Consider the following 12,964-nt stretch of genomic DNA (forward strand, 5'->3'; position numbering starts at 1 on the left):
GCATAGTCACCTCGCATAACGGGATAAATTCACTAAAATGCCCAGTGCTGTGAGCATGAGGGTCAATGATGATCCGCCGTAACTGATCAGGGGCAATGTAATGCCCGTAACAGGCATCATGCCAATGACAACACCAATGTTAATAATGACCTGTACGGCGACCATACCTACGATACCAACACCAAGCAGACTGCCGAAGGCATCCGGAACGGTCATGGCTACACGCATTCCTCTCCACACCAGCACCAGAAACAACAATAATACAATCATTCCACCTATAAAGCCGAGTTCTTCGGCCAAAATACTAAAAATAAAGTCCGTTTGCGGTTCAGGTACATAACTGTACTTCTGCCGGCTCATACCCAGTCCCAATCCCGCCAGTCCACCCGGACCAATCGCGTATAAGGATTGAATGATCTGATATCCGGCACCCAATGGATCAGACCACGGGTCCAAAAACGCTGTGATACGCTGCAACCGATAGGGTGCTGCTGCAATCAAAGCTGCAAACCCCGCTACGCCGCCAAGAGCAAGCAAGCTCAGATGTTTCATTCGCGCTCCGGCTGTAAAAATAATAAGCATCGATGCGCCCATCATCACGGTGCCAGTCCCCAAATCAGGTTGCAGCATAATAATCCCAAAAGCCAAACCGATCAATCCCAGCGGTGGCAGAAGCCCCGTTGTGAAGGTTTTGATTTTGCCCGGCTCCTTGCTCAGCCAGTGAGCGAGAAACAGAATCATGCCCAGCTTCATAAATTCCGAGGGCTGAATACCGAACGAACCAATGCCCAGCCAACTTCTTGCACCACCGCGAACCACACCGATTCCAGGAATGAGCACCGCAATGAGCATAATAAAACAGGCAATCAATATAGGCTTGGCATATTTCCTCCACACCCGGTAGTCTACGTTAGCAGTTACGAACATGGCCACAAGCCCAAGCACCGCAAACAGGGCCTGTCTTTTTACAAAATAAAATGAATCGCCATAGTCATGAAAGGCAAGCACCGAGCCCGCACTATATACCATAATAATGCCGATGGCAAGCAATGCCAAAATACAAATCAGCAACCAAATATCTGGTGCCGGTCGCGTCTGTTTCATCAGGAGGCCACCCCTTGCATGTAAGTAGGGGCTTTTCCACCCCCCTACTTACAAGTTATGCGCCGCCTCTTTAAAAATGCGTCCCCGCTCCTCATAGGAAGCAAACATGTCCCAACTTGCACATGCCGGGGATAACAAAACGACATCACCGGCACTGGCAAGCTTCGATGCTTCCTGCACAGCAACGGTTAACGTCCGGGCAGCGTCCTCCTCATTATCGACGACCTTAATTTGCTTTAATCCGGCAAGTTCCGCGACCTTGGCAATTTTTGTCCGTGTCTCTCCAATTGCAACGACAGCTTTTACCCGTTCCTGGAACAAGGGCAACAACTCCATCATGTCTGATCCACGATCTAGCCCTCCGGCAATCAATACGACCGGTTCCTTGAACGAATTCAGGGCCATGACCGTAGCTTTCGAATTGGTTGCTTTGGAGTTGTTGTAGTATGCAGAGCCGTTATGCTCCAGGACATATTCAAGTCGGTGTTCAACTCCCTTGAAGTCTGCGAGCGGTGCAGCCAGCACCGCAGGATCAGCTCCTGCCGCTACCGCAATGGCTACAGCAGCCAGTGCATTTTCCACATTAAATCGCCCAGGAAGGCCAATATCCTCGATGTCGATAATGATGTGGTGATCTCCGTTTTCATCCGCGTAGATAACCTGACGCTTCACATCGTCCTCTTCTCCATCCACATAAGGAGGATCTGCATACACACCTGTATCCAATTTCTCTGTCACTGAGAAGGGGATCAATCTGCCTTTGATGTAAGGAACCAGACCACGACATACCGCATCATCCCAATTCAGAATGGCTACGTCGTCAGGCTGCTGATTGGCGAACAGTTTGGCTTTGGAAGCCACATAATCATCCATGTTCCCGTGATAGTCCAGATGTGTCTCTGCAACGTTAAGTAAGCTGGCAATCCGGGGACGGAAATCAACCGTTCCTTTGAGCTGGAAACTGCTAAGCTCAACAACCATCCAGTGATCTGGAGAAGCTTGCTCTGCCGCTTCACAGAGAGGTGTTCCTATATTACCGGCAACGATCGGTTTGAGGCCGGCATGCTCCAACATTTTACCCACCCAAGTGGTCGTTGTTGTTTTACCGTTGGAACCCGTAATCCCGATCATGGGTGCAGCACATAGATGATAAGCTACCTCTACTTCGGTCACCACTTCAATGCCCAATGCCATAGCTTGCTGCACAGGAGCTGCATGGTATGGGATACCCGGGTTTTTAACGACCAGCTTCACACCACTGTGAATCAGATCATCCGGATGCCCTCCGCATACAACAGAAATTCCCAAAGCCTCCAATTCGGAAGCTTCGGGACATTGATCTCTCTCTTTTTTATCATTTACTGTAACCTTCGCTCCGGCGCGATCCAGCACTTTGGCGACCTGTACGCCACTTTTCGCCAATCCGAGCACGACTACTTGTTGTCCGCGATATGATTCAGGATGGTTCATGATCTACAACCCCTTGTTGAGATAAAGTCCAAGAGCGGCCAAAATTGCGCCTACCGCCCAAAAGGTAATAACAACCCGCCATTCTGACCAACCACTTAATTCAAAGTGATGGTGAATGGGGCTCATTTTGAATACACGCTTGCCACGAGTCTTGAAAGATACCACTTGAATGATGACAGACAGGATCTCGATAACAAAAATACCGCCAATGATGACAAAAAGAAGCTCTGTCTTGGTTACAATGGCTACCGCACCAATCGCACCGCCAATCCCCAGAGAACCGGTGTCTCCCATAAACACTTTGGCCGGATGTGCATTGTATACCAGAAAACCGAGTACGGCTCCGATCATCGCTGCTGCACACACTGCTGCCGGCATCGACGTGGCTTGCATCGCCACAATGGCAAACGCGCCAAAGGCAATCGCACTTACACCTGACAGCAAACCATCCAGACCGTCGGTAAAGTTAACCGCATTGGTAATGGCAAGCATCATGAATACAACAAACGGATAATAGAACCATCCGGTCCAGTCAAACGAAAATGACGTACCCGGAATAGAGATGGCTGTGCTGTGTCCATTCTGAATCAGCAAGAAACACATCACTGCACTGAAGAACAATTGACCCAGCATTTTTTGTCTGGCCGTCAGTCCCAGCGAACGTTTGAACACAATTTTGATGTAATCATCCAGGAAGCCAATCAGCCCAAATCCCAGCGTAGCCACAAGCAAGACATAAAAGTCTGTATTCTTGACTGCCGAAAATTTCAAAAAGGCCAATGTGAACGCAACTAAAATGACGACTCCACCCATTGTAGGTGTTCCGCTTTTTTTCAAATGGCTCTGAGGCCCATCTTCCCTAACTTGCTGTCCGAATTTCATTCGACGTAACAGCGGAATCAGGAGCGGTGCGGCAATCACCGCCAGAATAAATGAAACACCGATTGTTAACAGTAATACCTGAAAATCCATGGGTTCACCCCTCTAGTCTACTCGATTCTGTAATGGTGCTATTTGTAATGCTTCGACCACGTCCTCCAGCTTCATGCCTCTTGAGGCTTTGAACAAGACAACGTCTCTGGGATGTAGTTTCTCCAGTAGATAACGGGTCATTTCTTCTTTATCTATAAAAGCATGCACAGCCTCTGCCGGCATATGCTTTCTTGCTCCTTCAGCAATATGTGCTGATAGGTGACCATATACGAGCACCATGTCCATTTTGGCAGATGTAATATACTCACCAATTCCAAGATGCAGATTCTGTTCTTCAGGTCCAAGTTCAAGCATATCACCAAGCACAGCCACTTTCATGCGGTATCCTTTCAGACCCTCTAGTACATCAATTGCGGCCTTCATGGAGGTTGGACTTGCATTGTATGCATCATTCAGCAGGGTTAGACCACTAACGCCTTGAGTAACCTCAATACGCATGCCTGTCAGTTTCAAGCGAGACAATCCCGCTGCAATCTGCTCCGTCGTCACTTTGAAATGACGGGCTACAGCCAAAGCAGCCAGACAGTTAACGACATTATGCGTTCCTAGCAGAGGTAGCGTAAATGCATGTTCTCCAGACTGTTTGGTGGTGAAAACTACGCCGTTCTGCGCATTCATAAGTCCGGTAGGATAGTCATCATTATCGGATTGCAGACCAAATGTAAACCGCTGTAATCCCACAGGTTGTTTCGTTGCAGGCTCTTCAAGGACTTGTGCAATTAAAGGCTCGTCTCCGTTGTAGATCAGTAACCCGCCAGACTTCAATCCCGCGGCAATCTCGGCTTTGGCTCTGGCAATCTCCAATCTGGACCCCAGCTGAAGCAGATGAGATTCACCAATATTGGTTATAATCGCTACATCTGGCTGAGCAATAACCGACAAATCGTTAATTTCCCCGCGACCACTCATACCCATCTCCAAAATGATAATCTCGGTATCCGGGTCCATGCTTAGTACAGTCAGTGGTAAACCAATGTGATTATTAAAGTTGCCTTGCGTCTTATGCACTTTGAACGTCGTTGAGAGAATGGCATCAACGATGTCCTTTGTTGTTGTCTTGCCGTTGCTGCCTGTAATGCCAACAACAGCCGCTTTATTCTCCGTTAGATAAGCAGATGCGAGTGCTTGCAGTGCGACAAGTGTGTCGTCAACAACAATGACAGCTCCTTGTGGCGGAATACCATGATCCTTTTGCCAGATCGCGCCTGCAGCCCCCTTCTCTAGACAGGCTTGCACAAATTCGTGTCCGTCAAACCTTTCACCCACTAGCGGAATAAATAAACTGCCTTCCAGAGGTTTACGCGAATCGGTAAACACCCCTTCAACCATTACATTGCCATGAGCGGCAACGTCACTTAATGTTCCTCCACACATCTCGGCCAATTGTGCCAATGTTCTTTTTATCAATTGGATTTGCCCCTTATCGCTTCTTTGGCTATGATTCGGTCATCAAAATCGGTTTTGGTTGTGCCGATAATCTGATAGGTCTCGTGACCCTTGCCCGCAATCAATACTACATCGGCTGGGCTTGCCATTTCAATAGCTTCATGAATCGCCTGGCGTCGATCCACAATCATCGTATAACGTTCAGCAGGAACGGATTCTTCAATCAGGCCCTGTTCAATGTCTTTGAGAATCAGATCCGGATCTTCTGTCCGTGGATTATCGGAAGTAACCAGTACAAAATCACTATAATTCGCAGCAATTTTCCCCATGAGAGGGCGTTTGGTACGGTCCCTGTCACCACCACAGCCAAACACGCAAATTACACGTCCTTCGGCAAATTCCTTCACCGTCCGCAGCACATTCTCCAGTCCATCCGGTGTATGGGCATAATCGACAATAACAGCAAATGGCTGTCCTTCGTCCACTCCTTCAACACGTCCATCCACGCCCGGAACCGTCTCCAGACTGCGCTTGATCTCTTCCAGCGGAATACCTTCCACCAGCGCTGCAGAGATTGCTGCCATTGCATTGTACACATTGAATTTGCCTACCATGCGCAATCGAATATCCGTGCTGCCTGCAAATGTATCCACGTGGAAAGAAGTTCCCTGAGACGTGATTGAGATTTGGGATGCGCGTACATCCGCCTTTTCACCCATGCCATATGTAATCACTTCAGCCGCAGTCACAGAGATGAAATAAGCCGCAGCCGGATCATCTGCATTGATGACAGCGAATTTACGCTGTGAAACATCTTCCGTATAACCGTTACCCAGACGTGCAAAGAACAATCCTTTGGCCCCGCGATATTCCTCCATGGAATGGTGGTAGTCCAGATGATCTTGCGTCAGGTTAGTAAATACCGCAGTACGGAAATTTGTTCCCTTTACTCGTCCTTGTTCCAATGCGTGAGAAGAAACTTCCATAACACAACAGTCCGTACCCTTCTGAACCATATCATGCAGACTACGCTGCAGATCAAGCGCCTCTGGTGTCGTTCCTGACATCGGGTAGGTGCGACCGTCATACCGCATTTGAATAGTACCGATCAATCCCGTCTTGCGCCCGTAATCACTCATGATTTTTTCAATTAAATAGGTGGTCGTTGTTTTTCCGTTCGTTCCCGTTACACCAATCATATTCATCTTCTGGCTTGGCGAGTCAAAAAAGAAATCTGCCAGAACAGCCATCGCAAATCGGCTGTCCTTCACCAGCAATTGTGGTACAGGCAGATCCAGCTGCCGTTCAACCACCAATGCAACTGCACCAGCATTTACAGCTTTTTCTGCATAATCATGACCATCTACCGTATGTCCCGGAAGACAGATAAACAGATCACCCGGTTTTACCTGCCGGGAATCTGTCTGAAGGTTTTGGCATTCTGTATTTGATTCGCCCACGAGGCGGGCGGTGGTCAGCATCGATGCAAATTGTTTTAAAAGCACATGAATAACCTCACTTTTCCAATTATACTTCTGTTTTAACATATGTCTGTATTTATTAATATCGTCAATACAACCCTATAATGAAACGCACTTGGATGAATTTTGTTGCGCTAGAAGCCTCAAACTACCCCTAAGTCCTGTTATTCATCCTTTGTGTGATCATGTGCATCGTTCAGTACATTCCCCATATAAATGCGGATGGTTGATCCCTGATCTACCCTCGCCCCAGGCTTAGGTGCCTGATTAATTACGTATTTACCACTACCAGACTTCGCCAGCATAAAATTCATGTTCAGGTCTTCGTACAGATCTTCAACAGTAGCTCCTGTCAGGTCTGGGACTGTCACGATTTTGGTTTCACCATACTTGTATTCTTTGGCGACCTGATCTTTCCGAACAGGTACATTCATATAATGCAAAGCATCTTCAAGGATGTTCTGCACAATCGGGGCGGCAACCACACCTCCGAACTGAATTCCTTTGGGATTATCCACTGCGGTATAAACCACAATCTGTGGGTCATCTGCCGGTGCAAATCCGATAAAGGATACGATATGCTCAGTCGAGGAATAACGTCCGTTGATAACCTTCTGGGCTGTACCTGTTTTGCCACCAACCCGGTATCCATCAATGAATGCCGGACGCCCGGTACCTTTTGCGACAACACTCTCGAGTGCTTCACGTACTTGTTTGGATGTATTCTCCGAGATCACCTGACGAACCAGTTCCGGCTTGGCTTCTTCCATAACTTCCCCTGTGACCGGATGGACCCACGCTTTCGTAACATAAGGCTTGTAAAGTTTACCCCCATTGATGGCCGCTGACACAGCTGCTACTTGCTGAATGGGCGTTACCGATACACCTTGACCAAAAGCAGTCGTTGCAAGCTCGACAGGTCCCACTCTGGACAGTTTGAACAGAATTCCACTGGCTTCTCCGCTGAGATCGATCCCTGTCTTGGTACCGAAACCAAAATCTTTAATATAGGAGAAGAGCGATTCTTTGCCCAGTCTCTGCCCCAAAGCCACAAAGCCCGGGTTACATGAGTTCTCCACAACTTGTAAGAAGGTCTGACTCCCGTGGCCGCCCTTTTTCCAGCAACGCAGACGGGCTCCACCCACCTCAACATATCCGGGATCAAAAAATTGATCCTGTTGCAGATTGACCTTTTTCTCTTCAAGCGCTGCTGCCAAAGTAATGATCTTAAATGTGGAGCCCGGCTCGTAGGTCATCCAGATCGGTAAATTGCGATTGTATATCTCCGCTGGATATTGCTGATAATCGGCAGGTTCGTATCCCGGCCTGCTGGACATCCCCAAAATTTCACCCGTTTTGGGATTCATCGCTATGGCCAATGCTGAGTTCGCCTGAAACTTCACCATGGCCTGATCCAGTTCTCTCTCCATGATGGACTGAATGGATTTATCAATGGTCAGCTTGAGGTTAAGGCCGTCCTTCGGTTCCACATACTTCTCGGATGAGCCCGGCATTAGCCTTCCGGCCGCATCGGACAAGTAGGACACACTGCCATTCAAACCATTCAGCTTATCATCATACTTCTTCTCGACACCCGTTAAGCCCTGATTATCAATGCCCGTAAAACCAAGAATATGGGCAGCCAAATCATCATAAGGATAAAAACGTTTATTGTCCTCAGCAACAACGATACCCGGAAGCTTCAAATCACGGATGCGTTGAGCTTTCTCCATCGTAATTTTGCGGCCGCCGGGTTGTAGTCGTACAATGAGTTCTCGTTTCTTGATGGTTGCGAGCACTTTTTCTTCCGTCATCCCAAGCAATGGGGCCAGCGCTTTAGCTGTCGTTTCAGCTTCTTTAACCTGAGCCGGAATGGCCATAATGGTCGGTGTTGTCACATTATAGGCCAGAGAGGTTCCATTTCGATCCAGGATCTCCCCCCGCTTGGCTGAGTAAGGAATATTACGCCGCCAGGATTCTTCTGCTTTTGCTGACAATTCAGGGCCTTCCCCGAGCTGTACATAAGCAAGCCTGATCATCAGGGCCGAAAATAACAAAACTAAAATCATTAAACTCCATAGCAACCTGCGCCGCAGATTTACGCTTGATCCTTTCACGAAAAGATCCCCCCACTCGTCCCAAAATCATGACATTCGTTCCATTCATGAATATTCAGGACAACCGGGGGTTAGAACAAGCTGTCAGAGCTCCCTATGGAAGCGAAGCTCCGTTTGTGGCTGGATCATTAGAGGATTCGGATTCATTGGCAGGAGCCTTGTTGTTATCTGTTTTATCTGTTTTGTCTGTTCCGTCGGTTTTACCTTCTCCGCCCGAAGGCTCTTGTTCCTCCACTTCAGCTTCTGACGACGGATCAGAAGAGATCGGAGCCTCATCGGCTATACCTGTCACTGCAGCTTTGGCAGTTTGCAAGTTCAACTGCACAGTTCTCTGCTCACCTGCGACCTGCTCGGTTTGCTTCACGACATAGCCCTCACCCTTGACCGTAACCCCCACCTTCATGAGAGAAAGCACTTCAAGGGCATCACGGAGAGATTCACCTGTTAGATCGGGAATCTTCATCTTGCTGCTTTCTTCCGTTAGCAGATAGATTCGTTGTCCTGGATTCATAGAAGCGCCAGCAACCGGATACTGCCGAATTACATTATCACCTTGACCAAGAGTCACATAAGCAATACCTGCGCTTAGAAGCTGGCTTCTGGCCTGTTTGGCTGTCTTGCCACTCAAGTCAGGTGCCTTGGCTTGCACGACAGAGACTTCTTTTGACTTTTTGTCAGGAGTTTTGGCTGTATCTTTGGGTATTCCCATGTATTGAAGAGTCTGGCTGACAATCTTTTTGAACACCGGCGCAGCTGCGGTTCCTCCCCCAATGTTGGTTCCATCCGGTTGGTCAATGACAACAAGTATAGCAATCTTCGGATTATTCACGGGCGCGAATCCAATAAACGATACAACGTCTTTTGACTTGCTGTATGCTCCGTTAACAACCTTTCTTGCCGTACCTGTCTTACCAGCTACACGGTAACCTTCAATATAGGCGTTACGACCGGTACCAATCGTTTGGTCTGCAACCACTTGTTCCAGATAACCGCTCACCAGCTTGGAAGATTCCTTGGAAATCACCTGACGAACAACTTTGGGTTTGATCACTTCCGTTGTCCCATCATTCGGGTTCTTGATCTCCTTCACCAGATGTGGCTCCAGCAATTTTCCGCCGTTGGCAATCGCAGAGATGGCTGCGACCTGTTGAATTGGTGTTACCTGCACAAGACCATGCCCATAGGCTGCCGTGGCAATCTCGGATTTGTAAACCAGTGGCTTGATCGGGGACGCTGCCTCATTTGGCAGATCAATACCCGTCTTTTTGCCGAAACCGAATTCGTCTATGTAATGACGCAGACGTTCACCACCAAGCATGTTGTAACCCAAGTTAACAAAAGCAATGTTACTTGACCGTTTGACACCTTCGAGATACGAGATCCAACCATAGGCATGACCATTATCACTAATTGGGAAACCACCAATATACATGCGTTTGGATTCAAAACTTGCATTGGGATCAAAGAGTTTTTCTTCTACAGCCCCTGCTAGCGTAACTATTTTGAATGTACTACCTGGCTCATAGATGGATTGAGTAGCATGGTTTATAAAATTCTTTTGATCAGGTGTACTCCCATACGTATTCGGATTAAAAGTTGGCCAGTTGGCCATCCCCAGAATCTCCATGGTGTTTGGGTCCGCAGCAATGACCGTCATGCTCAATGGGTTATACTTGGCAACGGCTTCTTTCATTGCATCCTCAATGTAGAACTGGATCGTATCATCGATGGTCAGCGTAAGGTTCTTACCGTTCTGTGGTGGCAGATAGTTATCCTGTGAATCCGGAAGTTTAATGCCTTTGGCATCCTTCTGATAATTCAGATATCCGTCTGTACCTGTCAGTGTTTCATCATATGAGACTTCAAGTCCATTGACAGCTTTCCCATCACGGCTCATATATCCCAAGAGGTGAGAAGCAAGTGTTTCTTCAGGGTAAAAACGCTTCGACTCTTGAGCCATGACAATGGCATTACGAGCCTTGTATTCTTCTTGTAATTCCTCACGCAGTTCGTTGACTTTTTCCGCAAGCACAGGACTTATCTTATATCCTTCACTGCGTACTTCACGCTGTTGAAAGAATTCACCATCTTTTTTCTTCGCTGTGACCAGAGCACGCATCTCACTCTCATTTTTCCCAAGAAGGGCTGAGAGCTTTTCTGTCACTACATCCTGAATCCCAAGTTCATTAATTAATAGAGGATTCACGGAAACCGTGTATGCAGGCGAATCAGTAGCCAGAACGTTACCATTGCGATCCGTAATCGTCCCACGTGCTGCCTTAATCGTCTGTTCCCGCTCTACCAAACCGGCTGCCCGTTCCTGCCATACACCGCCATTCACAACTTGAATGAAAAAGATTCGGGTTACGAGTACAAGAAAAAAGAGGGTAATACATCCCCCTATAAGCAACGTGCGCATCTTTATTCTTTTTATCATCGGAACACCTCTTTACTTACTGCTTGCTGTATTCGAGGATGACTCAGTACCAGTTGATTTCGTACTTGTTGAGCGAGGCACATAAATGACATCCTTACCGGAAGCTTCAACGTAACCAAGTTGTTTTGCATTTTCGATGACCTGGTTGTTCAATGTTTCTTTTTCTACCTGCAGGTCTGCAATCGTCTTTTCATACCCCTTGATATCCGAAATAGTGGACTGAGCCTGCTTGTTCAGATCATAGATATGAGCATAACGAGACATCAAGGCTCCTCCAACAAGGATGACCGCAACCAGGGTAATCAGATACAAAATCTTCTCGCGTGCCGGAAGACCCGTACGACGGGTCACCACTTTGGTGGTTTCTTTGTATCGTTGCTGGGTCACACGTTCCTGGGACGCTTTTTCTTTTACAGCGAGATTACCACGTGTATATGCCATACTCCGATTCTCTCCTCCACTCTTGATCTACAATTTCTCGGCTACGCGCAGCTTGGCTGAACGAGCACGTGAATTTTCGGTCAATTCCGTTTCCGTTGGAATCAACGGTTTTCTGTTAACTAATCGCAGGGTCCCCTTGCCGCCGCATACACACAACGGAAAATCGGGTGGACATGTACATTTTTCCAGATAACTGCTGAAAATCTGTTTACATATCCGATCCTCAAGGGAGTGGAAGGTAATAACAGATACACGTCCTCCTGGTGCCAGACAACGAACAGCCTGATGCAAGCCTTCCTCAAACGCACCCAACTCATCGTTGACGGCAATGCGTAGTGCCTGGAAGCTGCGTTTGGCAGGATGTCCACCAGTACGTCGAGCTGCCGCCGGGATGCCTTCCTTGATCAGTTCCACGAGTTCACCTGTCGTCTCAATGGTAGACTGCGCTCGTTTTCCGACGATAACACGGGCAATTCTTCTCGAAAACTTCTCTTCACCATAGCGATACAAAATTCGAGCAATCTCTTCTTCTGGCCACTCATTCACAATCTCTTTGGCCGTCAGCATTGCATCCTGGTCCATTCGCATATCGAGCGGAGCATCGTGATTGTAACTGAATCCACGTTCTCCTTCATCAAATTGCGGAGATGACACACCCAAGTCGTACAAAATACCGTCGACCTGTGGCACACCATCCATCATTGGTACATCCAGATCCTTGAGTACCTGTTCCAGATCTCGAAAATTGGTTTTCACCAATGTTACACGTTCTCCATAAGCAGCGAGCTTCTCGCGAGCATTATCCAAAGCCCAATCATCCTGATCAAGTGCGATCAAACGTCCCCCTGGACCGAGCTTGGAAGCAATCACGGAGCTATGACCGCCACCACCTAAAGTGCAGTCCACGTATATACCGTCCTGCTTGATGTTTAATCCCTCTGTTGCCTCTTCTTTGAGTACGGTTATGTGGTGAAACAACCTGCACCCCTCCTGACTTTATAAATCAAAATTAAAATCGACCAGCTTTTCGGCAATGTCGTTGAATGCTTCTTCGGATTGATTGAAATAACTCTCCCATATGCCTTTGCTCCAAATCTCCACCCGGTTCGACACGCCAAGAACAACACAATCCTTGTCCAGCTTGGCATACTCTCTTAAATTGCCCGGCAGATTTACCCTGCCCTGTTTGTCCAGTTCACATTCGGTTGCACCCGAGAAAAAAAACCGGGTAAACGCACGTGCATCAGATTTCATCAATGGCAGTGCTTTGAGCTTCTGTTCCATGACCCCCCACTCCTCCATGGGGTACACGAAAAGACACTGGTCCAAACCCCGTGTGACAACGAAAGACGGTCCCAGAGATTCGCGGAATTTAGCCGGAATGATAACCCGACCCTTATCATCAATGCTATGTTGGAACTCCCCCATAAACATTGGCCCACTCACTCCTCACCCGTTTCTCCCACTTTGCCCCACTTTCCACCACCTAAGCATAATAGATTCGCACAAAAAAATCAAAACCCTTCTTGCATTAC

At 47.8% G+C, this 12,964-nt stretch carries 10 protein-coding genes; all 10 read right to left on the bottom strand.

What is annotated here, in order from left to right:
• Positions 1–6 precede the first annotated feature (6 nt).
• Positions 7–1,104 (bottom strand): stage V sporulation protein E, encoded by a 1,098-nt coding sequence (gene spoVE / locus J2X75_RS12845; RefSeq protein ID WP_062835457.1) that lies wholly within the window; start codon positions 1,102–1,104, stop codon positions 7–9.
• 48 nt (positions 1,105–1,152) lie between these two features.
• Positions 1,153–2,574: a UDP-N-acetylmuramoyl-L-alanine--D-glutamate ligase gene (gene murD, locus J2X75_RS12850; protein WP_310337030.1), complete on the bottom strand. Its 1,422-nt coding sequence runs from the start codon at positions 2,572–2,574 to the stop codon at positions 1,153–1,155.
• A gap of 3 nt (positions 2,575–2,577) precedes the next feature.
• Positions 2,578–3,546, bottom strand: coding sequence for a phospho-N-acetylmuramoyl-pentapeptide-transferase (gene mraY, locus J2X75_RS12855; protein WP_047843751.1), 969 nt, complete (start codon positions 3,544–3,546; stop codon positions 2,578–2,580).
• 12 nt (positions 3,547–3,558) lie between these two features.
• Positions 3,559–4,971 carry a UDP-N-acetylmuramoyl-tripeptide--D-alanyl-D-alanine ligase gene (locus tag J2X75_RS12860; protein WP_310337646.1) on the bottom strand — a complete coding sequence of 471 codons (1,413 nt, stop codon included), beginning with the start codon at positions 4,969–4,971 and terminating at the stop codon, positions 3,559–3,561.
• On the bottom strand, positions 4,971–6,458 hold the full coding sequence (locus tag J2X75_RS12865) for a UDP-N-acetylmuramoyl-L-alanyl-D-glutamate--2,6-diaminopimelate ligase (RefSeq protein ID WP_017687296.1): 1,488 nt from the start codon (positions 6,456–6,458) through the stop codon (positions 4,971–4,973). The genes J2X75_RS12860 and J2X75_RS12865 overlap by 1 nt, the downstream gene beginning before the upstream one ends.
• 140 nt (positions 6,459–6,598) lie before the next feature.
• Positions 6,599–8,551, bottom strand: coding sequence for a stage V sporulation protein D (locus tag J2X75_RS12870; protein WP_036614879.1), 1,953 nt, complete (start codon positions 8,549–8,551; stop codon positions 6,599–6,601).
• 94 nt (positions 8,552–8,645) lie between these two features.
• A complete protein-coding gene (locus J2X75_RS12875; RefSeq protein ID WP_310337031.1) occupies positions 8,646–10,988 on the bottom strand; it encodes a penicillin-binding transpeptidase domain-containing protein in 2,343 nt (780 codons plus the stop codon).
• A 12-nt stretch (positions 10,989–11,000) separates the two neighbouring features.
• Complete coding sequence (locus J2X75_RS12880) at positions 11,001–11,429, bottom strand: hypothetical protein (RefSeq protein WP_036674831.1); 429 nt, start codon at positions 11,427–11,429, stop codon at positions 11,001–11,003.
• Between the two features lie 27 nt (positions 11,430–11,456).
• Positions 11,457–12,407: a 16S rRNA (cytosine(1402)-N(4))-methyltransferase RsmH gene (gene rsmH, locus J2X75_RS12885; RefSeq protein WP_091014057.1), complete on the bottom strand. Its 951-nt coding sequence runs from the start codon at positions 12,405–12,407 to the stop codon at positions 11,457–11,459.
• 18 nt (positions 12,408–12,425) lie between these two features.
• On the bottom strand, positions 12,426–12,863 hold the full coding sequence (mraZ, locus tag J2X75_RS12890) for a division/cell wall cluster transcriptional repressor MraZ (RefSeq protein WP_017687291.1): 438 nt from the start codon (positions 12,861–12,863) through the stop codon (positions 12,426–12,428).
• Between the last annotated feature and the right edge of the window lie 101 nt (positions 12,864–12,964).

This window comes from Paenibacillus sp. 2003 (assembly GCF_031455635.1).
GTDB classification, from domain to species: Bacteria; Bacillota; Bacilli; order Paenibacillales; family Paenibacillaceae; genus Paenibacillus; species Paenibacillus amylolyticus_B.